The following is a 24,570-nucleotide window of genomic DNA, read 5'->3' on the forward strand; positions in this document are numbered from 1 at the left end:
TCTCCCCAATCCCCTTATAATGCTATATCTCTCGGACTGAGCGTTCAGCCCTTCCGAAATCCTCGTGGACGGCGCCGATGACGCGAACCGATCAGCTGTCGCAATCCGGGCCGCGCCGCGAGGGATCCCACGGCGCGCGAGGCGCCTACCGCGCTCCCGATGCCGCGGGGGATGACGAGCTGCGACGAGGGCTGCGCGTCCTCCTCCTCGTCACCTCCCTGGCGGTCCTGTCGGTCGGGGTCCCGGCATTCCTGATCGCTGATGTCTCGGATCTGCCACGCAGCGACGCCTGGATCGTCACTCTCGTGCTGCTGGTCTGGGCCGGGATCCGCCTCTCGCTGCTCTGGGTGCGCGGAACACCGAGGCTGTTCGACTTCTTCTTCTGGCTGTTCGTCTACATCTTCATGGGCATGGCTCCGACCGCCCAGATCGTGTCCGGCCTCACCTCGACGACGACGCCCGGAGTCGACACCGGATTCGACATGCCGACGGCGGGGGTGATCGTGCTCGGCGTGTTCTGCTACGAGGTGGGAAGCCTGCTGTTCATGCTGCGGGAAGGTCGCCGTCGGACGGCGGAGCGGCCGCTCGTCGTGCGCCCGGTCAGCAGTTGGCGCACCGTCGCGCTCTTCGTCATCTCCCTCGCCCTGAGCGGCTACGTCCTGTGGAAGCTCGGTGCGATCGCGCTGCTCGGAAGCCGGGATGCGGCGGCCGCGGCGCGTGCTGCCGCATGGCCGGACCCCGCGGTCCGGAGCATCATCTATGCCAGTGGGATCTACCCGATGCTGGTCGCTGTCGGCGCCTTGGCCCAACTGCGTCGAACCGCGAGCAGTGCCCAGAGTCGTCGGCTGGCGCTGGTCGGAGCCGTGACAGGAGCGGTCGTCCTCCTTCTCATCGTCAATCCGATCACGAGTGCGAGGTACTCCTTCGGCACCGTCGTCTTCGCCTTGGCGGTCTACGCCGGCGCCGTGCGGACGCGCCGACGGGCGCGGATCACGATGCTCGCGGCGATCGCCGGATTCCTCTTCGTCTTCCCGATCGCCGACGCATTCCGCCGCGTGGGTCCGGCGACGAGCACCCGGTCGGGCTTCTTCGCCGAGTACCTGTCCAATCCGGACTACGACGCGTTCTGGCAGGTCGCCAATGCGCTGTCCTACTGGGTGGACGGTCTCGTCGCACCGATGAACCAGTTGGCCGGCAGCGTCCTCTTCTGGGTCCCTCGAGCCCTCTGGCCGAACAAGCCCACCGACACGGGCATCCTCCTGGCCGAGTACCGGGGATACACCTTCGACAATCTGTCGGCGCCGACGTGGGCCGAGGCGCTGGTGAACGGTGGCATCATCGCCGTCGTGGTCGGCTTCCTGCTCCTCGGCCTGCTGCTGCGCGCGATGGACAGCCGTATCGTTCCCGCCCTGCGAGTCGGCGGAGTCTGGGCCATCGTCGGTGCCATCCTCCCCGTGTTCATGACGATCCTGCTGCGCGGATCTCTGCTGCAGGCGACCGGCGCACTGTTCCTCACCGTCCTCTGCATCTTGCTCGTCGTCGGTGGCCGGGCACGGGCGGAGACGGGTCCGGACCCGGATGCGCCACCACCGCCCACGCCCGATGCGGCCGCCGCGGGACCACCCCCGGCGTCGATCCATCCTGCGCCGGGGGCCCCGTGACGGCCCGCCGCACTGCGGCTACCGGTAGAAGCGCTCGAGGCGCTGGGCGATGGCGGCCATGCTGCGCTCCGCGCGCACCGCATCCCGACCCCGCGCGCCCAGGGCGGCGGCGCGCTCCGGATCTGCGACCAGGGTGCGCAGCGCGTCGGTGAGGCTCTCGACCGTGTGGTCCGCCACGATGCCGGCATCGTGCTCACGGACGAACGGAGCGAGTCCACAGCTGTCGGTGATGATGACGGGCAGCCCCACCGACATCGCCTCCAGCACCGACATCGGGTAGGGCTCGTCGACACTCGGCAGGACGTACAGCGTGGCCTGCCGCATCCGCTCCGCCGCCCCGCTCATGCCGACAGGGCCCTCCCACGCGATGCGGCCCGCTGCTCCGGAGGAGGCGATCGCCCTCAGCACCGGTGCACGCTCGCCCTCATCCGGTCCGACGAGCGCGAAGGCGGCTTCGGGGAATTCGGCCGCGACGCGCGACGCGGCTTCGACGAACGCGACCGGGCGCTTGCGGGGTGCGAGACGAGCAAGATAGAGCACCCGCGCCGGACCGGCAGCTGCTGCAGCAGCTTCCAGCGGGACCCCGTTCGGCAGCTCTTCCAGTCGAGCCTCGCCGCGGGAGACGGACTCCAACGACGCGCGCTCGCGCGAGGTCAGGTAGGTCACGATCCGCGCTCGGCGCAGCACGGGCCGGGTCAGCGCCAGATCGAGGGGGACGGCGAGCGGATGGCTCGTCTCGTCGATCATGCCGTGCGTCTGCACGACGACGGGCACCGCGCGCCGGAGCGCGATGAGCGCCGAAGGAAGCGTCACGAGGTCGCGCGCAGCGTGCACGTGGACGACGTCGAACTCCCGGGCGTGGCGGTGGACGGCTCTCCACAGCTCGGGCGAGCCGAGACCCGCGAACCCGGTGCGGGGCAGGAGGGTGCGGGCCGGGAAGAGCTTGGCCGGCACGCCTTCGATCTCGGTCGGGACGTCGCCCTCGAACCCGCGGTGCGTCCCGGCGAGCACCACCTGGTGCCCCAGGTCCTGGAGTGCGCGGAGCTGATTGACCGCGACCCGAGTCGGTCCGCCGTACTCGCCCGATGGGCTCAGCAGGGTGACCACTCCCAGGATCTTCACGCGGTCGGCTCCACCGGGTCGCGGACGGATGCGCGCGGGGCCAGAACGATGGATCCCGGATGCACGTCCGACGTGACCAGCGCCGTGGCGCCGACGACCGCATCCCGGCCCACCCTCACGCCGCGCAGCACCGTCGCCCGCGCCGCGATCCACGCTCCGTCCTCGATCGCGATCGGCGCGTTGTCGAACTCGAACGTCGGAGAGCGCCGGTCGTGGCTCCCGGTGCAGAGGAAGACGCCCTGTGAGACACACACGTCACTGCCGATCGTCACCGGCTCGAGATTGAGGATCCACACGCGCTCGCCGATCCACGAGTCGTCGCCGATCGTGAGCTTCCACGGCCAGTGGACGCGAACGCCGGCACGGAGATTCACTCCCTGGCCGATCCTGGCGCCGAACGCTCTCAGCACGGCGACGCGAACGTCGGCCGGCACGAACCAGGGCATGACGAGAAGGCTGGAGGCGAGCTGCCATGCCGCCTGCCAGGCGATGCCGCGCCCTTTGTCGTAGCCGGCGCCCGTGAAACCGGCAAGACTGCGTCGTCCCCCCATGGGCGACATCCTAGCCACGCGTGATTTCCGCGGGTCAGCGGATATGATCACTCGCACGCACCTCGCGGACCGCTCAGTGCTGTCGCGGTCGATCACACCGTCGAGGGAGGGCCGGGTGACAGGGTCCGATCGACTGCGAGCGGTGTGGGTGAGCGGTGCCTTCGGGTTCGGCGATGATCTGGCCTACTTCCGCGAGGTCCTCGGGCAGTTCGCCCGGAGGTTTCCGGAGGCCGTCGTCCTCGTGAGAGAGGGCTATCCGCTCGAGCGCTATCCGGAGCTTCCGCTCGCTCCGGACCTGCGGTTCTGGGTGCGCGGACGCGACCGCCGGGTGGGGGAGTTCACGTATACCGGCAACCTCCGCGTGCCGACGCCCCGAGCGGTCTGGCGGATGATGCGGCGTCCGACCGATGTCGTCATCGTCGTCGAGTTCACTCCCACGGCATTGGTCTCGGCCGCCGCGGCGCATCTCCGCCGACGACGGGTGGTGCAGCTGATCGAGTCCGAGCCGTCGTTCCGCGGCGGCGCGGAGGGCCGACTCGCGACCGCGGTGAAGCGGATCTTCGCGCGTCGGTCGCACATCGTGCTGGTGAGCAACGAGAGGACCGCGCGTTACGCGCGGGAACGACTGGGCATCCGGGCCGGACGGCTGCGCATCGGGCCGTACCTGACGTCCCAGCCGGCGGAGGATCCGCCGACGGCCTTCGACGACGGCGGACCCGTGCGCTTCCTGTTCCTGAACAGCCTTCAGCGCAGGAAGGGGCTCCACCTCCTGCTCGCCGCCCTCGCCATCCTCCCCGAGCACGTACGGGAGTGGACGCTGGATGTCGTCGGGGACGGACCTGAGCGCGCGGCGCTCGAACGGCAGCTCCTCGATCTGGGCCTGGTCGGGAGGGTGCGCTTCCACGGCCGAAGGCCGCACGACGAGGTGGCTGCGGACTACGCTCGCGCGCACGTCGTCATCTGTCCGACGCAGGGCGACTACCGCTCACTCGCGGGCTTCGAGGCCGTCAATGCGCGGCGTCCCGTCGTGCTGTCGACGCGGGACGGGGCGGCCGAGGAGATCATCGAGTCGGGGGCCGCCGCCGTCGCCGTCGATCCCGTCGACCCGCGGGCGCTTGCCGATGCCCTCGCGACCTTCCTGCGGCACGACGCGCACCTCGCAGAGCAGCTGGCGATCGCCGCCGCGCCTCCGGACCGGTTCAGTGTCGAGGCGGTCGGCGCCAATCTCGAAGCCGCGGTTCGAGCGGCAGCGAGATGAGTCCCCGTCCGAGGCTCCCCCGTCCGCTGACGGTCGCACAGATCCTCTCGAGCGCCGCGGGGGCGGTGCCGATGCTGATCGCCGCGGTGCGCATGGATCCGGCGGCGTTCACCTCCTTCTCGATCATCACGCTGGCCAGTGCGCTCGCGGTCGGAGGATCCCGCGCGGCCCTCTTCCAACCCGCCCTGATCTTCCAGCGAACCGACTCGCAGTCCCTCGTGCCCGCGCGGTACATGCTCGTCGTGTCATCGCTGTCCGCTCTCGCGGTGGGGGCGATCGCGCTCACCTCGGGCGGGGTCGGTGCCGGCGAGGCTGTGATCATCGGTGTCGCCGGCGCCGTTCCGGTGTTCTACGACTGGGTCCGATATCGCGCCATCGGCGCGAGCCGCCGCTGGGCCGTCGCAGCCGGAGACGCCGTGCGCGTGACGCTCGTCTCGGCGACGGCGCTGCCGGTTCTCGCCGCCACGCCGCTGTCGTTCATGCTGGCGATCGGGGTGTCGTGCGCGATCGCGGCTGCCGTGGTGCTCCCGCAGGTCCCTCGCCGCGTCGGGGTCTACCCCTACCGCAGCTACAGGTCGTCCGCTGCCTGGCAGACGCTCGACTTCGCCGTCGGGCAGTTCATCGTCTCGGTGCCCCTCTTCGTGCTCGCCGGTTCCGGCGCGAACGACCTCATCGGCGGAGTCCGGCTCGCGCAGACCCTGCTCGGGCCGTTGAATCTGGCGTTCGCGGCGACGACGACGAACATCGTCGCCGACGGCGCAACGCATGCCGGCTACCGGCAGGCGTCCGCGATCATCGCACGGGGCTGGCGTGCCAGCATCCGGCTCGGACTCCTCGCGACCGCCGGTGTCGCGTTCCTCGTGGGTCTCATCTGGTTCAGCGGCTGGACTCCTGCCGGTGTCGAACGTGCGGACCTCCTGCTCGGCCTCGTCCTGGTCGGCGCGTCGACGATCCTCACGGGGTGGGCAGGCATCCACGGCATCGTGTTGCGCGTGCTCGATCACCAATCCGCGGTGACGCTGGTCCGCATCGGCATCGCCGCGGCCACGACAGCGGGGTTCCTCATCGGCTACGCGCTGGGAGGCGACGAGTGGAGCCTCGTGCTGGGCTTCGCCGCGAACGCGGTCTCGGCCCCGCTCCTGTTCCTCCCCGTCGCGCTGTTCTACTACCGACGCGACACACGCGCGGAGCCGTAGCCGCCCATCGGTCAGCTCGTGCTCTTCAGCACCCTGAACCACTTGAGGAGCAGAGCGACCGTGATGAGCGCGGTCAAGGCTCCGAGGGCCGCATAGACGACGAAGAAGATCTGCGATGCGCCCCACAGGAGGAAGGCGAGGGCGAGGATCCCGTAGTCGGCCGGGAGCAAGCCGACCGCGCGGATCGCTGAGGGCGACCGTGGCGGGCCGGCGGGCTGCGGCCGGGTCCTGCGAAGCAGTTCGAAGATCGTCATTCCCGAGAAGAGCACGACGGCGACGAGCATGTACGCCAGCGGGATCAGCAGCCACAGCCCGGTCAAGAGCCCCTGCCTCGCTGCCGCGACGAGCACCGCGGCGTGGACGGCGACCATCTTGCCGGAATCGACGACGTGGTCGAGCCATTCTCCGGCGAGACTGCCGCGCCCGGTCAATCGCGCGACCTGGCCGTCCGCGGAGTCCAGTGCGAAGCCGAGCACCAGGAGGACCGCCACGACGAGACCCGTGACCCACCCGACGGGGCTGATCACCAGCACGATCAGGCCCACGGCGGTGCAGAGCGCCGAGACGGCGGTCACGCCGTTGGGGGAGACCCCTGTAGAGGCGGCCGCCGCCGCAAGGACCCGTCCTACCGGACGGTTGATGTAGCGCGAATACAGCGAGACGCCCACTCGGCTCTTCTGCGAGCTCGACAAGGAATCCATGGCTTCGCGAAAGGTCAGGCCGGACATGTCCCCCACTGCCCCCGCACGCTCAGGCACGGTATCGGAATCCACCCTGCCGCCTGACGCCTGGTCGTGTAAACTCCTCGGTCAAGCGTACTGGCAAGTTGCACCCGACGATGATGCCGAAAGCGCAGCGACAGCACGTGTGCCCGCGGACGGGAGCCTGTGGGCAACCGGTGATCCACTGGGGAGGTGCGGCACCGGTCTCGAATTCTGGGAATCGGGGTTGACGTGCGTACTCGCTTTTTCGCGAGCCTTGCCGCTGTTGCGGCGCTCGCGATCGGAATGATCGCTTTACCACCTGCCGAAGAGGCGAAAGCCCTCTCGCCTGATCTGCCGTTCAGTGCCGATGCGCTGCCCACATGGCAGACCAATGGGGTGGTCTGGCAAGTGGCGATATCCCGCGGCAGGGCAGTCGTCGGGGGAAGCTTCAGCCAGATCCGCCCCGGCGCGGCACAGGCGGGCGCCGCGCGTAGTCTGCAGAGCCTGGCCATTCTGAACGCCGCGACGGGGGAGCCCGACGCGTGTCAGCTGCCGGTCGCCTTCAGCGGCGGTGCGGCATCGGTGTACGCGGTGAAGGCGGCACCCGACGGCAACACCGTCTTCATCGGCGGCCAGTTCACGAGCGTCGGCGGCGTCGCCGTGAGCCGGCTCGCGGAGATCAACGTCGCGACCTGCACGGTCACGCCGTTCCGGGTGAACGGCATCTCCAACTACGTGCTCGAGATCGAGCCGGCCGCCGACGCGGTCTACTTCGGCGGCGTCTTCCAGACCGTCGGCGGGCAGAGCAGGCGCAGCTTCGCGAAGGTGAACCGCGCAGGAGTTCTGCAGACCGCCTTCGTCGCCAACGCGTCAGGCGCGACGGAGGAGCTGTACAGCAACACCGTCGTGCCCAACAAGAACGCCCGCGGGGATGCGCTCCAGCTCTCCCCGGACGGCACCCGACTTGCCATCGGGGGAGACTGGTTCGACATCAACGGATCGGCCTCGCACAGCTTCGCCGTCGTGGATTCGACGACGGGAGCGGTGTTGCGCACATGGCCGGCCAACACGGTCGGCAACACCTCGCGGACGAAGACGATCAGCTCCGACGGCACGCGCTTCTACGTGGCGCAGGAGGGATTCGCCGGGTTCGACGGCGCCCTCGCCTACAACTGGTCCGATTACAGCCAGGCCTGGCGCGACAACTGCGCGGGCGCGACACAGACGATGGTGCCGTACCAAGGACTTCTGTTCCAGGCGCACCACCACCACGACTGCGGCGCGATGGGGATGTTCCCTGACGGCCGGCGCACGTTCCTGTCGGTGACCCACGCCGCCGACCCGACGCAGCTGCAGATCGGCTGGCTGCCTGAGCTGAACGACGGCACCGGCGAGGGCATCGGCCCGCGCTCGATCGCGATCGGGCCGGGCACGAACGGCACGCCGTACCTGTGGGTCGGCGGGGAGTTCACCCGCGTCAACGGGGCCAGTCAGCAAGGTCTGACACGGTTCAGCCCGACCGACACGGGCGCCCCACCGGTCCCCGCTCTCGCGGCGCGCGCCATCACGCCGAACGCGGTCCAGGTCAACATCCGCGGCGTCTACGACCCGGACGACTCGGACATCACGTACGCCGTCTATCGCGGCAACAACACCACGACTCCCGTATGGACCGGCGTGGCCCAGTCGAAGCACTGGTATCGCTTCCAGGCGACCTTCGTCGATACGGATGTCGCTCCCGGAACGAGCTACACGTATCGGGTGCGCGCGATCGATCGGGCGAACAACCAGAGCGCCCTGTCGGGGACGGCGACGGTCACGGCATCGGCGACGGGGTCGGTCTACGCCTCCACCGTCATCGCGGATCAGCCGCGGCTCTTCTACCGCTACGACGACACGGCGAACGCGCAGTGGGTCGTGGACAGCGCCGGATCGACGCTCGTCGGGCTCAACGGCCTCGCGCAGAACGGCGTGACCCGCACGGCCGCGGGTGCGATCCCCAACGATGCCAGCCGTAGTGCGACGTTCACCGACACCCAGGCGAATGGATTGCCGCAGTACATCTGGAACGACGTCATCGCGCCCGGACCCACTGTGTACTCGGTGGAGACGTGGTTCCGCACGACATCGGCCACCGGTGGGGCGCTCGCCAACTACGGGTCCTCGAACGGCCGTCCCCGTACGGACGACGGTACGGATCGCACCAGTGGCACGGTCGACCGCGTCGTGTACATGGAGAACGGGACCGGGTTCCTCCGGTTCGGCGTTCGCGCCGGGTTCGGCACCACCACGTTGCGCAGCCTCGCGGCCGCCAACGACGGGCAGTGGCACCACGTGGTCGGCACCCAAGGCCCGGGCGGCATGCAGCTGTACGTCGACGGGGTCCTCCAGGCGCAGAACGCCACGACGGGCAGCGGTACCTACAACGGCACGTGGCATGTCGGCGGCGACAGCCTCAACGGTTACCCGAGTGCGGGCAACACCCTGGTGAACCGCTACTTCGACGGCCAGCTGGACGAGACGGCGGTGTACTACCAGGCGCTGTCGCCACAGCAGGTGCAGAACCACTTCAGCGTCGGGACCGGCTTCGTAGACACCGTTGTTCCGAGCACGCCTCAAGGGGTGGCTGCGTCGTTCGACGGAGCGAACGTCGACGTGACCTGGACCGCCTCGACCGACAACGTCGGCGTCGCGGGCTACCGGGTCTATCGCGGGACGACCGCCGGGTTCACCCCGGCGACCGACACGCTCCGCGGGACGGTCGCCGGCACGACGTTCGAAGACGTCGCACCGCCTCCTGGCACCTTCTATTACAAGGTCGTCGCCTTCGACGGCGCCAACAACGCGAGCGCGGGCTCCGCGGCCTCCGCTCCCGTCACCGTCGTCGACGGTGTGGCCCCGAGCGTCCCGACGGGAGTGAACGCTGTCGCGGCGGGTCAGGCGGCCGACATCTCGTGGACGGCCTCGACCGACAACGCCGGGGTGACGGGCTACGCCCTGTACCGAGGGTCGGATGCCGGGTTCGTCCCGAGCATGGAGACGCTGATCCAGCCGAACATCGTCGGCACCTCGTATCACGACGCGCCGCTTTCCGAGGGCACGTGGTACTACAAGGTCACCGCTCGCGACGCCGCCGGGAACGTCTCCGGTGCGTCGAGCGCGGCATCCGTCGTCATCGTCGCTCCCGACAGCACGCCGCCGAGCGTGCCAGGGGGACTGACGGCGACCGTCGAGGGCGCCAACAACGTCATCCTGAACTGGAGTGCCTCGACGGACAACGTCGGGGTCACCGGGTACCTCGTCTACCGCGGCACGACGGCAGGGTTCACGGCGAACGACGCTTCTCGGATCGGCGACGTGGCGGCGACGACCTTCACCGACGGTGCTCGACCGCAGGGCACCTGGTTCTACAAGGTGGCCGCGAGGGATGGATCGTCGAACGTGAGTGCGGCCTCGGCCGCCGCGAGCGCCACGGTGACCAACCCACCGGCTCCACCCACGACGCAGACGATCGTGACGACCGCCGACTCGATGGCGGCGGCCATCAACCCGACGTTCGCCTACGGGGCCACCAACCAGATGTCGTCGCGCTTCAACACCACGATCGAGTCCTTCCTGCGGTTCGACCTGCCGGCGGCGCCGGCCGGGCAGGTGCTCACGTCGGCGACGATCTCGCTGCGGACGTCCACCGATCCGACAGCCGGATCGACCGACATCCACGAGTTCCGGCTTGTCAGCGGCGCATGGCAGGAGGGCACGATCACCTGGAACAACCGCCCGACCACCGTGGGCGCGGCCGTCCTGGGGCAGCTCACGGGGGCGACGGCGGTGAACAGCCCGTACATCGCCAACCTGTCGGCTGCTGACCTCGGACCGCTCGCCGGCACATCGATCACGCTGCGACTGTCCAGTCCGGCGGGCAGCGACAACGTGCGGCTGTGGTCGCGTGAGGCGACGTCGCCGGATTATCGGCCCACCCTCACGCTCACGTACACGACACCCTGAGCGGGGGAGAGACCGGCGGCGGAGCAAGCCTCCGCCGCCGGATCGGCCGCCGCCCTTTCCCGGGCGGCGGCCGGTGAAGGATGCCGCATCCGGATCGGTCGTGGTCAGTGCCGGAGGACAGGGCGATGTCTGCGGCTTCGCGCGCCGGCGAGCGCGCCGGCTGACGCGCGGCGGCCCGGCACCATCGCCGCCCGAATCGTCGCCTCGAAGGTGGCGACCGCGGTGTCGACGCCGAGATGCACATCCCGATAGCTCTGCGCGGCGTGGCCGAATGCCCGCGAGGCCGCGGGATCAGCCGCGAGCCGCTCGACGGCGTCGACCAGTGCGCCGGGGTCGCCCGCAGGGACGCACGGGCCCGCTCCGGCGGCGCGGACCTCGTCGTGCGTGATGCTCGACGGGTCGACCGCAGCGATCACCGGAAGCCCTGTGGCGAAGTACGTCGTGAGCTTGCTGGGGACGGCCATCTCGGTGAGACCCGGCCGCTCGTTGACCAGCAGGATGTCGGCCGAGGCGAGCGCACGCTCGAACACGCCGTCGGGCAGCGGATCGAGGAACTGCAGTCGTGGGCAGGCCGCCATCGCCTCGAGCGCGGGACGCTGGTTCCCGTCGCCCAGCAGGACGAACTTCGCGTGCGATCCACGGCGAGCGGCCTCGAGGGCAGCCTGGACGACGTTCTCGAGTCCCTGCTTCGCCCCGATGTTGCCCGCATGGAGGACGACGACGTCATCGTCCGCCCAGCCGAGCTCCCGGCGAAGCGCGCCGTCTCGTCCGGCGCCGTCCGTCCTCACGTGCGACCAGTTCCGCACGACGTCCACGGGAGTGGCGACCGACAGGTCCTCCTGGAGCACCCGGCGGAACCGGTCATGGATCGCCACGACCCGGTCGGCGGAGTTCACGAGCCCGCGCTCGAGCAGGGCGACCGCCGCCGCGCCATGCGAGGCGGCGCCTGTCTCCCGCGCGCCGAGGGTATAGATGTCCTGTACCCACACGATCGTCGGTACGCCCGTCAGCGCAGTGCGGACTGCGGCCAGCCGGGACGCGATCATCGCGGGGCTGACGAGCACCACGACATCCGGGCGGTGCCAGTGGGCGAAGGTGGCCCGGAGCCCGAAGGTGATCTCCGAGAGCGCCCGATCGAGCATGGTGTGGCGGCGAGGCACGTAGTGGCGCAGTCGCGTGGTGTCGACGAGATTGCGCGTCTCGGTGCGGGTCCAGCCGCCGTAGCCCTCCTGGACCTTCCACCATGGATAGTGCGGATGCGTGGTGATCACCCTCACCTGCCATCCACGCGCCGCCAGGGCGCACGCCATGCCCTCTGTGTAGGGCGCGATGCCCGTCGGCTCGGGTGCGTAATTGATGCCGACGAACAGCACCCGCGGCGCCGTCCGACGTCTCGTCGATCCCGTCGACGCCGCGACGGTCTCGTGCCTCGGCGTGGTGCCTGCCGCGTTCGCGGTCTCCGGCGACGTCGAGACGCGTGACGATCGGGCGCCGAGGCGCCATTCCCCAGTCATCTTCCCCCCAGCGGGCGCGCGACGACACCGTCACGACGCATCTCGGAGAGCGCTCCCCAGCGCGGTCCATCAGTCGTCGGTTTCGGGTTCGACGACCGTCAGCGTCCCCCGCCTGCCGGCACGGAACGCGATCTCTCCGGCCGTCGGTTTCGGGTTCAACGGCCGTCAGCGTCCCTCGCCTGCCGGCGCGGAACGCGGTCTCTTCGGCCGTCGGTTTCGGGTTCGACGGCCGTCAGCGTCCCACACCTGCCGGCGAGGGACGTTGTCGGGCACACGATACAACGCAACCGCGTCGCAGGGAATAGACCGTTCGAACGGGACCTCTCTGCCCGGCGTTCATCCCACGCGCAGACGTCATGAGGCCCCCGGATCCGGGGCGGCGGATCCCCTGGAGACAAAGCCCGAACGGAGGCGTACAGTGTGCCTAGCATCGTCCCGAATGCCGAGAGACGCGTCTGGGAAGCGTCCGAACTCGACGACAGGGAACCCGGCGGTGCATCTGGGAGGGGCCCACGGATACGTCTGTGGGCATTGGGGGTGTGACCGATGGTCTCACGTAACTGGGTAGGTGTCGTCGTAGCCTCGGCGCTCGTGGTCGGCCTCGTCGCGGTCACGCCGCCCGAACCGGCATCGGCTCTTTCGCCCGGCGTGCAATTCAGCGCCGATGAGCTGCCGACGTGGCAGACGAACGGAACGGTGTACGCGCTCGCGCAATCGGCCGGCAAGGTCGTGGCGGGGGGCACGTTCAGCGAGCTGCGTCCGCCCGAAGGAGGGTCGGGTTCGCCGGTCGCCGTGAACGCCCTGGCCATCCTCGACGCTGAGACGGGGAACCCCGACGGCTGCCAGCTGAGCCTCTCGCTCGCAGGCGGAACGCCGGCGGTCTATGCGGCCACCGCGGCGCCCGACGGCAACACCGTCTATATCGGCGGCAACTTCTCGAACGTCGGAGGTGTATCCACGGGCCGCATCGCACAGATCGACGTCCGCACGTGCACCGTCACCGGCCTTCGCCTCCCCAGCATCTCCTCGATCGTGCACACCATCGCGGTGAAGGGGACGACGATGTACTTCGGCGGCATGTTCCTCACCGTGGGCGGTGAGGCGCGCCAGCGGTTCGCCGCCGTGGACGTCACGACCGGCGCGCTGCTTCCGTGGACGGCCAACGTCGATGACATCGGCCGCGGCATCGGCGTCTCGCCCGACGGCTCCAAGGTCGCGATCGGCGGGGACTTCTTCTCGGTCAACGGCGCGTCCTCGCACTCGATCGCCATCGTCGACGCGGTCACGGGTGCGAACATCCGCACCTATCCCGCCGGGTTCATCGCGAACACCTCGGTGACCAAGCACATCTTCAGCGCGGACGACGGCAGGTTCTACATCTCGAACGAGGGCACCGGCGGCGGTGTCTTCGACGGACGCGCGGCGTTCTCCTGGGCGACCGGCGACCAGCTGTGGCGCGACACGTGTCTCGGCGCCACTCAGATGACACTGCAGTATCAGACGACCCTGTACTCCGTGAGCCACGGCCACAACTGCGATTCGGTGAATGCGCAGCAGGACGGCACGCGCCACTACTTCCTCGCGCAGAGCGCGGTCGACGGGGCGCATTTCGCCTGGGATCCGAAGTCCAACGACGGCATCGGAGAGGGGATCGGCCCGCGCGCCCTCGTCATCGCGACCGGCAGGTCGACGGGGCAGCAGTTCATGTGGAGCGGCGGCGACTTCACGACGATCAACGGCGCGCCGCAGGACCACCTGACGCGCTTCGGGACCACCGACACCGGCAATCCGCCGGCGCCCACGGTGTCGGCGGTCGCTCAGAGCAGCGGATCGGTCGACGTCCGGATCCGCGCCTCGGTCGACGACGACGACTCGACCCTCACGTATCAGGTCTTCCGCAACAACTCCTCGAGCCCGATCTGGAGCGGTGCCTCGTCATCGGTGTGGTGGAACCGCCCGCAGCTGACGTTCGTCGACACCGATGTGGTCGCGGGGCAGACCTACACCTACCGTGTGCGAGCGACCGACGGCACGAACAGCTCGGTCCTCTCGCAGGTGGCGACCGCCACCGCGGTCGCACCGGCCGCCGATTACGCGGCATCCGTCCGTTCCGACGCGCCGGCGATCTACTGGCAGGGGAACACGACAGGGTCGTGGCTGCAGGACGGTTCGGCGGCGACGACCAACACCAGCCGCCAAGCGGGTCTGCTCGAGAACGGCGCGGCGAATTCTGCCGACACCCCCGTCGCAGGCGACCCCAGCGGATCACTCGTCTTCGACGGAGGCGATGACTACGTCTGGCACCAGGGGCTGGCCCCCGCGCCGACGACCTACAGCGTCGAGACGTGGATCAGGACGACGTCCACTCGAGGCGGCAAGATCGTCGGATTCGGAAGCGGTCGCCCGCGTACCGACAGTGGGGCGACGGTGCTCAGCGGCAGCTACGACCGGCACCTCTACATGACCAACACGGGCCGGGTCGTCTTCGGCGCCTACACGGGGTCGACCGTGACCCTGACCTCGCTGAGCGCGCTGAACGACGGATCGTGGCACCACGTCGTGGGCACACAGGGTGCGGCCGGTATGGCGCTGTACGTCGACGGAGTCCGCGTCGCGCAGAATTCGAACGCGGTCGCCCAGTCTTACTACGGGGTGTGGCACGTCGGCGGAGACAACCTCTCCGGCTGGCCGAACCGCCCGACGAGCAACTTCTTCGCGGGCACGATCGATGAGACCGCCGTGTACTCCTCGGCACTCAGCGCGGGCGATGTGGCCGACCACTATGAGGCGGCGGGCCGAGAACTCGATCTCAACCAGGCTCCCGCCGACGCCTACGGCACGCGCGTCTTCGCCACAGACCCGACGCTCTACTGGCGCCTCGGTGAGGCATCGGGCACCACTGCCGCCGACGCCGCCCGCTTCGGCACCTATCCCGGGACGTACCGAACAGGCGTCACCAAGGGTCAGTCGGGGATCATCCCCGGAAATACGGCGGTGACGACCCCCGGCACGCAGCAGGGCACGGTCGCCACGCAGACCACGCTCACGCCCTCGGCGGCATTCACGGGCGAGATCTGGTTCAACACGACGACCGCCGGCGGCAAGCTGTTCGGATTCGAGAATGCGCAGACCGGCAACGGCACGAACTACGACAAGCACCTGTACATGACCGCGGGCGGCAACCTCGTCTTCGGCTCGTGGGTGGGTTCCGCGGCGGTCGTCACGAGCCCGCTCGGCTACGCCGACGGCAGGTGGCACAGCGCGGTGGGGGTCTTGGATTCCTCCGGGCGGAAGCTCTACGTCGATGGAGTGCTCGTCGCTCAGAGCAGCGTCACCGGCGCGGATACGACGAGCGGGTACTGGCGGATCGGCGGCGGCAACCTCGGAAGCTGGCCCGGCGCGACGTCGAACTCCTACTTCCGCGGGGCGCTGGACGAGTTCGCCGTGTACAACGGCGGCCTGAGTGCCAACGAGATCGCCCGCCATTACGCGCTCGGGGCGCAGGACGTCGCGTCTCCGACGACGCCCTCCGGCCTGACGGCCACCCACGGCTCCGGTGGCGTGACCGTGTCGTGGACGGCATCCACCGACAACACCGGCGTACTGGAGTACCGCGTCTACCGGAGCACGTCGGCCGACTTCACTCCTGACGCCGATTCGTTCCTCGCGGCCACCGCGACGACCTCGTACCATGAGGACGCCCCGGCACTGGGCACGTACTACTACCTGGTGACCGCGGTCGACGGCGCCGAGAACGAGAGCCCGCCGTCGGCGCCCCGACAGCTCCTCGTCGCCGACATCGACGCCCCCACGGCACCGGCCAGCCCGGCCGCCACGCAGGCCGGCGCGAATGGCGCGACCGTCACGTGGGCGCCGTCCGCGGACAACGTCGATGTAGTGGATTACGCGATCTACAGGGGGGATGCCGCGGGCTTCGCCATCGCCGACGGCACCCTGGTCGGCACGGTCAGCAGCACCTCGTTCAGCGAGAGCGGACTCTCCGCGGGCGCGCACTACTACCGTGTCGTCGCGCGAGACGCGGCCGGCAACGTCAGTCAGCCCTCCGACACCGCGATGGTGACGATCATCCCGCCGGATGTGACCGCCCCGAGCGCACCCGGAGGCTTCACGGCGACGCTGTCCAGCGGAACCAACGTGACGCTCTCGTGGAACGCCTCGACCGATGACCGAGGCGTCAGTTCCTACGTGCTGTACCGGAGCCTCGTCGCGGACTTCACCCCGAGCGCGGGCAACCGCATCGCGGAGGTCACGACGCCGGGTCACGTCGATACGGGGCGTGCCGCCGGCACGTGGTACTACAAGGTGACCGCGCAGGATGCCGCGGGCAACGTCAGCGCGCCCTCGTCCGCGTCAGTGACCATCCAGCCGCCGTCGCAGGCAGTCGAGGTGACCCTCACGCCTACGGAGGATGCAATGGTCGCGCAGGCGGCGCCGACGACCCTGTACGGTTCGTCGAACCAGCTGTCGGCGCGGGGCACCAGCGGAACGATCGAGTCTTTCGTCCGGCTTCAGCTGCCCGCCGCGCCGGCGGGAACGGTGCTGACAAGCGCCGTGCTGGCCGTCCGCACATCGAACGACAGCACCGCCGCGACGACGGACACTCCGCAATTCCGGCTGGTGACGGGCGCCTGGACCGAGGACGCCGTCAACTGGAACAACCGTCCGACCACGACGGCGACCGGCGTGCTGGGCACTCTCACCGGTGCGACAGCGCTCAACTCGGCCTACACCGTCACCCTCGGCGCCGACGGGCTGTCCTCCTTCCTCGGCCAGACGGTGACTCTCCGCATGTCGGGAACCAACGGCGACAACGTCCGCCTGTGGTCCGCAGAGGCGTCGACGGCCTACCGGCCGACGCTGCGGCTGACATTCACGCCCGCCTCCGGTCCTGACACGCAGGCGCCGACGGTGCCGACCGGGCTCGCGACCTCCGTCGCCGGCAATGCGAACGTGACCCTCACCTGGTCGCCGTCGACGGACAACGTCGGCGTCACCGGCTACACCGTGTACCGCGGGGCGACTGGGGGATTCACGCCGGATGCCACCTCGAAGATCGCGGACGTGACGACGCCGTCGTATACCGACAACGGCCGGACATCGGGCGTCTGGTACTACAAGGTGACCGCGCGCGATGCGGAGAACAACGTCAGCGCGGCGTCCGCGAGCACCTACGCGACCATCCTCGCCAACGGCGGGACACCGGTCGAGATCACCGTCCCGATCACCGACGACGCCATGGTCGCGCAGTCGTCTCCGACGACGCTCTACGGCACGTCGAATCAGCTGTCGTCGCGCGGCACCGGGGGTGCGATCGAGTCGTTCCTCGCTGTCCCGCTTCCGGCCGCTCCCGCGGGCACTGCGCTCACGGCCGCCGTCCTCTCGGTGCGGACGTCGACCGACAGCACGGCGGCGTCCGTGGACGCGCACGACTTCCGCCTGATGTCCGGAGCGTGGACCGAAGCCGCCGTGAACTGGAACAACCGGCCGCTGACGGCGACGTCAGGGGTTCTCGGCAGCCTCACCGGGGCGACGTCGACGAACGCCCCCTACACCGTCACACTGACCACGGGCCCACTCGCATCCGCCCTCGGCCAGACTGTGACGCTGCGGGTGTCGAGCGCCGGGGGTGACAACGTCCGGCTCTGGTCGGCGGAAGCGACATCGGCGACATACCGGCCGTCCGTGAAGCTCACCTTCACGCCCGTCGCGGGCCCAGACACGGAGGCGCCTTCGGTGCCCACGGGTCTCGCCGCATCCGTCGCAGGCAACGCCGACGTCGGGCTCACCTGGAGCGCATCCACCGACAACACCGGGGTCACCGGCTACACGGTCTACCGCGGGACCGCTGCGAGCTTCACCGCCGACGCGTCCTCCCGGCTGTCCGACGTCAGCGCTTCGTCGTACACCGACAACGGACGGCCGACAGGCACCTGGTACTACCGGGTGACCGCGCGGGATGCCGCCGGCAATGTCAGCGCCGCTTCGTCCTCCGTCTCGGCGACCATTTCGCCGCCGGTCGTGCCGCCCGTCGTGCAGTCGGTCGTCACCACCGCCGACACGATGGCCGCGGCGAGCAACGCTGCGGCCACCTACGGCACGACCAACCAGCTGTCGTCTCGCTTCAGCACCGGGATCGAGTCGTTCCTGTCGTTCGCCCTTCCCGCCGCACCGGCGGGAATGCAGCTGACGGCCGCGTCGCTGTCGGTGCGAACGTCGACGGACTCCACCGCGGCCTCCAGCGACACCCATGTCTTCCACCTGATGTCCGGACCATGGGATGAGGCGACCATGACGTGGAACACCCGTATCACGCAGACCTCGTCCGGGGTGATCGGAGAGCTGGCCGGTGCCGGCGCCACCAACACCGCCTACGCCGTGACGATCCGGGCGGCCGACCTCGCAGGCCTGTCGGGTCAGACGATCACGATGCGCATGTCGAGCACGGCGGGTGCGGACAACCTGCGGATCTGGTCGCGCGAGGCCACCAACACGTCGTATCGCCCGACGCTGACGCTCACGTACACGGCGGTGCCGTAGAGCACGCAGATCGCCGAGATGGGGGGACCCGGCGGCCGGGGCGCCCCGCGGACAACGGGAGGTGACGCGATGGCCCCGTCTCCGATGTCGCGGCGCGGCTTCCTCATCGGCGGGCTGTCGACGGTGGTCCTGGCCGGCTGCTCGGCACCGCCCCGCGCGGGCAGGAACCTGTCCGAGACGGTCACGCCTTCTCCCTCCCCTTCGAGCGCGCCCTCTCCCTCGCGCGCACCCCTCGCCTCCGACGTGCGCGAGCTCATCAGCCGGCCGACGTTCTACGTCGGTCATCGCGGCAGCGGCGACAACTGGCCGGAGCACACTCTCACCGCCTATCGGAACTCTCTCCAGGCGGGCGCCGAGGCGATCGAGATCTCGGTGTGCTCGACGTCGGACGGCGTGCTGATCTGCCACCACGACCTGTCGGGCGCACGCGTGCTCGGTGTCGACAGGAAGATCGCCGACATGACCTGGAGCGAGGTGAGCGCGCTGTCCGTGAACGCTCGGAGCTGGCTGGGAGTGAGCACCCCCCTGGAGCCCGTCGCGAGGCTCGAGGACGTCCTGCGCGAGCTCGACCCGGCCACGCTCGTCTTCATCGAAGACAAGCAGGGGACGAACACGGCTCTCCTGCTGGACGCGCTCGACGCTCAGCCCCGTGCGACGGAGCGCTTCGTCTGGAAGCAGTGGGCACCGGCCTCGCAGGTGCGCGCTGCGAAGGAGCGAGGCTATTGCGCGTGGGGCTACTTCGACGTGGAGCAGATCGACCGCCTGGATGAGTTCGCCGTGACTTTCGACATCCTCGGGCTGCCGGTGTCGGCGCCCGAAGAGGTGATCAGGCGGGTCGTGGCCACGGGCGTCCCGCTGATGTGCTGGGAGGTGCGGTTCCACGACGAGGTGGAACGGCTCACCGGCCTCGGGGTCTCCGGGCTGATGTGCTCCAATGTGGGCTACCTCGTCGACGGCAGACCCGCCGACCGGGACACCTTCGCCACCGGCCGCAGAGCGCCCGGCGACCTCCCTGCGGCCATCGACACGCTGGGCTGGTCCGCTCAACCGTCGTTCATCCCGGACCGGGCGTCCCTGCGCATCCAGCGGATGGATGCGACCAGCTACCTGATGGGCTCACTCGCCGTTCCCGGAAGGGAACTGAGTCGTCTGGACCTGACGATCGTCTGGCCGGATGCCCTCCCTCCCCGCGGCGCCGTCGGCGCGGTATTCGCCTTGAGCGGTGACGCGCCGGGAGGGCAGGGCGGACGCGGCGACGCCGACGGCTATCAGTTCTCTCTGGACGTCGACGGCACGATCGCGCTCGCGCGCTATGAGCGCGGCGTCACCGGACCCGACCTGGCCACAGGTACGGTCGACGCGCCGGGCGCCGGAGACGCGGTGCGGATCCGGATCGATGTGTCCGGCGACAGCGTGCGCGCCACCGCCGACGGCGGTGAACCGATCGAGGCCAAGACCGCGAAGTCCGACGTCAGAGGGCCCTGGATCCGCCTGTTCAAGGACTACACGTCGAACCACGCGGTGGAGTTCTCGCAGGTGCGAGTGGCGGCGAGCTAGCGTTCTCCGAGTATTCCGTTACCGGAATGTACCGCCTGCGCCGTCGCCCCGCCCGTGTGTCCGTCCCAAGGATCCGCGGTCACGCCCGCTTGGGGAACGGGCGTCCACCGGTGATGCCAGCGCCAGTGTGCACCTGACGGGCAGCGGCGGGTGACGACCGCGGATCCAGCTGTTGGCGGCCGGCGACGCCATTGTCGCCGGCCTGGTCGTTGGGGAGGGAGCATCAGTAGGCCCCCTTCGGTGCGATCATGACCTTCGCCGTACGCCACATGATCATGATGTCGGTGGCGATCGACCAGTTCTCGACGTAACGCAGGTCCAGTCGCACGCTGTCGGCCCACGAGAGGTCGCTGCGGCCGCTGATCTGCCAGAGGCCGGTGATGCCCGGCTTGATGTAGAGCCGGCGATACACGCTCCCGTCGTACGACGTCACCTCGTTCGGAAGCGGCGGCCGTGGGCCGACGATGCTCATGTCACCGCGCAGCACGTTGACGAACTGCGGCAGCTCGTCGATCGAGAACCTGCGGAGGATCGCGCCCACTCGCGTCACCCGAGGGTCGCGCTTCACCTTGAACAGGGGCCCTGCGCCATCGTTCTCGGCAAGCAGCTCCGCGCGTCGCGCCTCGGCGTCGACGACCATGGTGCGGAACTTGAGCATCGAGAACTGGCGGCCGTCGCGACCCACCCGCAGCTGGTGGAACAGCACCGGGCCGCGCGAGTCGAGCTTGATCGCGATGGCCACGAACGGGGCGATGAGCGCGATCGCCAGGAGCGCCAGGAGCGACAGCACCACATCCATCCCCCGCTTGATGGCGTGGATGCCGCCCTCGAACTCGGGGATCTTCACCTGGACGAGCGGCAGCCCGTCGAGGGGCCGCAGCGACAATCGGGGTCCTGCCACGTCCGTCAGGCGGTTGCACAGCACGAGTTCGGCCGCACTGCCCTCGAGCTCCCATCCCAGCCGCCGGACGAAGTCGCGGTCGTCGTCCGGCGTGCTGGCGACGACGATGGTGTCGGCACCGGCCTGTCGGCCGTAGGCCGCGGTGAGCCGGATCGACCCGATCACGGGGTAGAGATGGTCCTCGATGTCGAAGGGCTCGGACCCGCCGTCCGTCGTCGTCGCCCCGATCACGAGGTACGCGTGATGAGGGTCGTGCACGAGCTTCTCGATGACGTACTCGACGTCGTCGCGCGTGCCCGCGACGACGACTCGTGAGACGCACTCGCCGCGCTCGCGCTCGTGGATCAGCCACCTGCGCCAGAGCCAGCGGTTCAGTTCCAGCGCGACGAGCCCGACGGGCAGCGCGATGAGGAGCTGTGCGCGCAGCCCGGGCAGCTGCGCCAGGATGAAGACGGTCGACAGGATGCCGAAAGCGAAGCCGGTCGCATGCCCGATGCGCATGTACTCGGCCGCTCCCGCGCCCACCACGGATGGTTCCCGCGTGTGGGCGAGCGCCAGGAGCGTCATCCACGCGCAGATGACGAAGAGCCCGATGCGAGCGGGCCCCGCGAGCTGTGCGAAGGGCACGCCGAGGGCGGACTCGAAGACGATGGCCGCGGCGACGGCCGCGGCGATGCAGGCCGCGTCGGTTGCGACCAGCCGTCGCCGGTAGCGCCGCTCCCAGAGGTGGCGGCGCTCCAGCGACGGCTGCGCGCGAGGGGCGATCGCGTCGGGGAGGACATCCCGCAGCGGGCGCGTCCGTGGTGGGCGTCGGAGGAGCGTTCGGGTCACTCCTCCGGCGCCCGTCGGCGCCGCTTCGATCGCGGTCGGCTTCAGGCCGCGGTCCACCGCGCGCACGATGACGCGTCCCTAGCAGACATGTACTTCCCCAGAAGCCCGCGCGACGGCACGCCGAACGGGCCATACAACCCCAATGCGCAGACCCGGCCGGGTTGTCGGGTCGTTTGGGGACGCTCGATTCGGGTTCGAACTCCCCTGCGCCCTGTAAATGTACTGCGGCAGCCCGTCGATCGGAAGACTCTTGTCCCGAAAACTTGACAAGCGTTAATCGCACCCTGTAATGCGCAGTGTGGTCCGCGGTGTCGACTCAGCCGATCAGACTGATCAGCGCGTCGAGCCCCATGCCGTAGTTGATGCGCACGGTCGGCAGGGCGAGCTTGTCGGTGCCGATCATGACGTAGCCGGGCTCGATCGTGCGGGCCATCTCCCAGCCCGCCTGCCGGAGCCCTTCCTTGGCGGTGTCGCTGTAGTGCCCGAACGGATAGGCCATGATCTCCTTCACGCCCAGCACCCCGGCGGATGCCTGCATGTCGGCGACGATCTCGGGTACGCCCAGGTTCGTGATCAGGCCGTCGCCGTTCGCCCCCGCGCGGTGCATGTCGTGGGTGTGCGAGCGGCGGAGCACGTACATGTTCGGCGGCGGATCCTGCCGGTAGGCGGTGATCATGAACGACGTCGTCAGCACCTGGTGCGCGTCGACGAGCGGCGCGGCGAGGTCGAACCACGTCTGATCGGCGTCGTCGTCGGTCACGATCACCGAGTGGTTCGGCAGGAACAGCCGTCCGTCGATGAACGCCGACAGCTCGTCCCACGTCGGCAGGTAGAAGCCCGTCGTCGCGATGTGGTTCAGGTGCGCGTCGAAGTCGCCGATGTAGGCGTAGTTGCCGCGCAGCCAGCCGCTCTCGCCCTCGGGGTTCGCGGTGAACTGGTGATACATGAGGATCGGGATGCGGGCGTCCTCGGCCGCGTTCTGCTCGGGGCTCATCCACGCGCCGTGGAGCGTGACGCGGCGGTCGGTGCACGCCACGGGCTCGGAGCCGTTCACGCGTGCCGGCGCTGCGAAGGCTGCGGCATCCGCCGGCGTCGCGTACCACCCGGCGAACACCAGCCCGTCGCGCGAAGGGATCGGCAGGCCCGCGTAGAGCGCGCCCTGGGTCTGCAGCATGGGCGCGTCGACGATGCCGTCTCCGGCGAAGCTCACCGCGCAGGCGGCGGGGTCGGCGGCCGTCGCCAGCAGTTGCTCCTCCGGCGTGAGCGGCGTGGGTGTCGGCGTGGGCATGGAGGTCGGCGTCGGTGCGGCGCTGGGCGCGGCATCCGTCTTCCGGTCTTCCGCGCCCGCGCGTGCGAAGCCGATCGCCGCGACAGTGCCCCCGATGACGGCGAGCACCACCACGGCGCCTGCGATGCCCGCGAAGAGGCGGCGCCCACGTCGCCGCGATTGCGGTCGCGCGGGACCCGTTCCGAAACTGGCCATGCGAGACTCCCCGAGTCCGGACCGCGCATCCCCACGTGCGATCTCTGCTCGGATGCTACTCGGATGCCGCGACCCATCGCCGGGCGTGCCGCGCCGGTTGTGGATGAACCGCGCGGCGGGCATTCCCCCGCGCTCGCTACGCTCGGGTGCCATGCTGCCCCAGGACTGGATCGAACATCGGCGCCCCGACGGCGAAGTGCTGGGCTGGATGCGCGCCGACGGCGAGGGGTTCCGCGTCTTCGACCTCCTGGGTCGCGAGCGAACGCCGGGCGGACCCGACGGCGAGCCGCTCGACTGGCTCGTCGCCGAAGAGCTGCTCGACGAGCTCGGCATCGGCTACCTCGCCGATCGCTGGACCCTGCGCCTGCCCGACGGCACCGAGCGCCCGGTGCGCATCGCCGAGGCGAGCCCGCGGGGCGTCACCGTCGTCGCCGACGAGTTCGGCATGGCGTCCGCGGTCGGCGGCGATCCGGAGCGGTTCCGGCTGCCGTTTCCCGTGACCGGCGAGCTCTCGCCGCGCTGACAGAGGCCGGGGCCGCAGGGGAGCGGTCACACCGCGGAAGCTCGCACGGCGTCGGACTCACACCGGCGCGCCACGTGGGTACAGTGGCGGCATGACGACGCTCGTGCTCACCGTGGTCGGCGACGACCGGTCCGGACTCGTGGCGGCGGTCGCCGATGTCGTCGGCACCCACGGCGGCAACTGGGAGAACAGCCAGCTGGCCGAGCTGTCGGGCGCATTCGCCGGCATCATCGAGGTGTCGGTGCCGGCGGACCGCGCCGATGAGCTGAGCGAGGCGCTCTCCGTGCTCGACGGACTGCTGAAGGTCACGGTGCACCCCGGCACCGAGGAGCCGCCGCCCGCGACGGCGCGACCGCTGACGATGCAGGTGATCGGCAACGACCGCCCCGGGATCGTCCGCGACATCTCCACCGCGCTCCGCAACCACGGCGTGAGCATCGACAATCTGACCACCCGCACGGCGGATGCCCCCATGTACGGCGGACGGCTCTTCGAGGCCACGATCGTGGCCAGGGTTCCGGCATCCGTCGATCTCGACGCGCTCACCGCAGAGCTCGAGCGCCTCGCCACCGAGATCCAGGTCGACGTCATGCTCGCGCCCTGACCGCACGCGCGCCGCGCGATCTGCGCCACCTTCACTTCCCGTCGCACCGGCGACGGGCGTGCAGCAGGAACTGACCGCGGAGCGGAGCACCCGGCGACGGGC

14 protein-coding genes are annotated in these 24,570 nt (G+C 69.8%); 8 read left to right on the plus strand and 6 right to left on the minus strand.

Annotated features, from left to right (window positions below; translation table 11 throughout):
* The first annotated feature begins 77 nt into the window (after positions 1-77).
* Complete coding sequence (locus ACI3KY_RS06710; RefSeq protein ID WP_404929408.1) at positions 78-1,661, plus strand: hypothetical protein; 1,584 nt, start codon at positions 78-80, stop codon at positions 1,659-1,661.
* A gap of 18 nt (positions 1,662-1,679) precedes the next feature.
* Here ACI3KY_RS06710 and ACI3KY_RS06715 read toward each other — a convergent pair whose 3' ends face one another.
* Positions 1,680-2,783 carry a glycosyltransferase gene (locus ACI3KY_RS06715; RefSeq protein ID WP_404929409.1) on the minus strand — a complete coding sequence of 368 codons (1,104 nt, stop codon included), beginning with the start codon at positions 2,781-2,783 and terminating at the stop codon, positions 1,680-1,682.
* Positions 2,780-3,334 carry a DapH/DapD/GlmU-related protein gene (locus ACI3KY_RS06720; RefSeq protein WP_404929410.1) on the minus strand — a complete coding sequence of 185 codons (555 nt, stop codon included), beginning with the start codon at positions 3,332-3,334 and terminating at the stop codon, positions 2,780-2,782. Before ACI3KY_RS06720 ends, ACI3KY_RS06715 begins: the two co-directional genes overlap by 4 nt.
* 115 nt (positions 3,335-3,449) lie before the next feature.
* On the opposite strand from ACI3KY_RS06720, the gene ACI3KY_RS06725 reads away from it, so the two are divergent.
* Positions 3,450-4,592, plus strand: coding sequence for a glycosyltransferase family 4 protein (locus ACI3KY_RS06725; protein ID WP_404929411.1), 1,143 nt, complete (start codon positions 3,450-3,452; stop codon positions 4,590-4,592).
* A complete protein-coding gene (locus ACI3KY_RS06730; protein ID WP_404929412.1) occupies positions 4,589-5,788 on the plus strand; it encodes a hypothetical protein in 1,200 nt (399 codons plus the stop codon). Before ACI3KY_RS06725 ends, ACI3KY_RS06730 begins: the two co-directional genes overlap by 4 nt.
* 11 nt (positions 5,789-5,799) lie before the next feature.
* Here the strand turns inward: ACI3KY_RS06730 and ACI3KY_RS06735 are convergent, their stop codons facing one another.
* On the minus strand, positions 5,800-6,363 hold the full coding sequence (locus ACI3KY_RS06735) for a CDP-alcohol phosphatidyltransferase family protein (protein ID WP_404929413.1): 564 nt from the start codon (positions 6,361-6,363) through the stop codon (positions 5,800-5,802).
* Positions 6,364-6,888: 525 nt separating this feature from the next.
* Here ACI3KY_RS06735 and ACI3KY_RS06740 point away from each other — a divergent pair.
* Positions 6,889-10,497, plus strand: coding sequence for a LamG-like jellyroll fold domain-containing protein (locus tag ACI3KY_RS06740; RefSeq protein ID WP_404929414.1), 3,609 nt, complete (start codon positions 6,889-6,891; stop codon positions 10,495-10,497).
* Positions 10,498-10,601: 104 nt separating this feature from the next.
* On the opposite strand, the gene ACI3KY_RS06745 is transcribed toward ACI3KY_RS06740, so the two are convergent.
* Positions 10,602-11,870, minus strand: coding sequence for a glycosyltransferase (locus ACI3KY_RS06745; RefSeq protein ID WP_404929415.1), 1,269 nt, complete (start codon positions 11,868-11,870; stop codon positions 10,602-10,604).
* 732 nt (positions 11,871-12,602) lie between these two features.
* Between ACI3KY_RS06745 and ACI3KY_RS06750 the strand changes: the two genes are divergently transcribed.
* Together ACI3KY_RS06750 and ACI3KY_RS06755 are read left to right on the plus strand one after the other, a co-directional pair.
* Positions 12,603-18,569, plus strand: a complete 5,967-nt coding sequence (locus ACI3KY_RS06750; protein WP_404929416.1) for a DNRLRE domain-containing protein — start codon at positions 12,603-12,605, stop codon at positions 18,567-18,569.
* A 69-nt stretch (positions 18,570-18,638) separates the two neighbouring features.
* Positions 18,639-20,126: a glycerophosphodiester phosphodiesterase gene (locus tag ACI3KY_RS06755; protein ID WP_404929417.1), complete on the plus strand. Its 1,488-nt coding sequence runs from the start codon at positions 18,639-18,641 to the stop codon at positions 20,124-20,126.
* 223 nt (positions 20,127-20,349) lie between these two features.
* Here ACI3KY_RS06755 and ACI3KY_RS06760 read toward each other — a convergent pair whose 3' ends face one another.
* Both ACI3KY_RS06760 and ACI3KY_RS06765 read right to left on the minus strand, forming a co-directional pair.
* On the minus strand, positions 20,350-21,915 hold the full coding sequence (locus ACI3KY_RS06760) for a sugar transferase (RefSeq protein WP_404929418.1): 1,566 nt from the start codon (positions 21,913-21,915) through the stop codon (positions 20,350-20,352).
* 259 nt (positions 21,916-22,174) lie between these two features.
* Entirely contained in the window at positions 22,175-23,341 is a 1,167-nt protein-coding gene (locus ACI3KY_RS06765) for a xylanase (RefSeq protein WP_404929419.1), read from the minus strand.
* A gap of 151 nt (positions 23,342-23,492) precedes the next feature.
* Here ACI3KY_RS06765 and ACI3KY_RS06770 point away from each other — a divergent pair, with 151 nt between their 5' ends.
* Both ACI3KY_RS06770 and ACI3KY_RS06775 read left to right on the plus strand, forming a co-directional pair.
* Positions 23,493-23,864 carry a hypothetical protein gene (locus tag ACI3KY_RS06770; protein WP_404929420.1) on the plus strand — a complete coding sequence of 124 codons (372 nt, stop codon included), beginning with the start codon at positions 23,493-23,495 and terminating at the stop codon, positions 23,862-23,864.
* A 91-nt stretch (positions 23,865-23,955) separates the two neighbouring features.
* Positions 23,956-24,468 carry a glycine cleavage system protein R gene (locus ACI3KY_RS06775; RefSeq protein WP_404929421.1) on the plus strand — a complete coding sequence of 171 codons (513 nt, stop codon included), beginning with the start codon at positions 23,956-23,958 and terminating at the stop codon, positions 24,466-24,468.
* Positions 24,469-24,570 lie beyond the last annotated feature (102 nt).

The sequence above is a fragment of the Microbacterium sp. ZW T2_14 genome (assembly GCF_044987405.1).
Lineage (GTDB): Bacteria > Actinomycetota > Actinomycetes > Actinomycetales > Microbacteriaceae > Microbacterium.

What these genes read in the sequence shown, in the direction of transcription:
- ACI3KY_RS06710 (WP_404929408.1), top strand. Translation starts at nt 78, where the DNA reads ATGACGCGAACCGATCAGCTGTCGCAATCCGGGCCGCGCCGCGAGGGA.
- ACI3KY_RS06720 (WP_404929410.1), bottom strand. Translation starts at nt 3,334, where the DNA reads ATGGGGGGACGACGCAGTCTTGCCGGTTTCACGGGCGCCGGCTACGAC.
- ACI3KY_RS06730 (WP_404929412.1), top strand. Translation starts at nt 4,589, where the DNA reads ATGAGTCCCCGTCCGAGGCTCCCCCGTCCGCTGACGGTCGCACAGATC.
- ACI3KY_RS06755 (WP_404929417.1), top strand. Translation starts at nt 18,639, where the DNA reads ATGGCCCCGTCTCCGATGTCGCGGCGCGGCTTCCTCATCGGCGGGCTG.
- ACI3KY_RS06765 (WP_404929419.1), bottom strand. Translation starts at nt 23,341, where the DNA reads ATGGCCAGTTTCGGAACGGGTCCCGCGCGACCGCAATCGCGGCGACGT.
- ACI3KY_RS06770 (WP_404929420.1), top strand. Translation starts at nt 23,493, where the DNA reads ATGCTGCCCCAGGACTGGATCGAACATCGGCGCCCCGACGGCGAAGTG.
- ACI3KY_RS06775 (WP_404929421.1), top strand. Translation starts at nt 23,956, where the DNA reads ATGACGACGCTCGTGCTCACCGTGGTCGGCGACGACCGGTCCGGACTC.